General features: G+C 40.5%; 1 protein-coding gene. It reads left to right on the forward strand.

The features are described from left to right. A partial coding sequence (locus tag CWB66_RS21635) for a GlyGly-CTERM sorting domain-containing protein (protein WP_138587018.1) occupies window positions 1–364 on the forward strand: 364 nt, incomplete at its 5' end. Between the last annotated feature and the right edge of the window lie 41 nt (window positions 365–405).

The raw sequence follows: 405 nt of genomic DNA on the forward strand, positions 1-405 counted from the left end.
TGATGAAGGTGATGGTACCTTGTTAGGTGCGTTTACTATGGACGAATCAGATTTAGACTTGGAGGTTTCAGAGTACGACGTTCAATCTAATACAAACCTTGGTTTTGCAGTTGATGCAGAAGGCCAAATTGTGGTTGTAGATACAACTTTATTAGCGGGTGATACATCTGCAGAAATGGAAGTTGTTGCGATTGATGTTCGTGGGAATGTATCTGCACCTGCAATGGTAACAATATCCGTTACTAAAGTAGCACCTCCTGTTGTTACTCCTGAGCCTGCTAAGAAAAGCTCTTCAGGTTCATTAGCTTGGCTAACATTGCTAGTAGCGCCATTTGCATTTATGCGTCGTCGTAAGCAAAAGTAATTAAATAAATTAAATATTAACTAAAGGGAGCTTCTGCTCCC

The organism is Pseudoalteromonas sp. S558 (assembly GCF_005886635.1).
GTDB lineage: Bacteria > Pseudomonadota > Gammaproteobacteria > Enterobacterales > Alteromonadaceae > Pseudoalteromonas > Pseudoalteromonas aliena.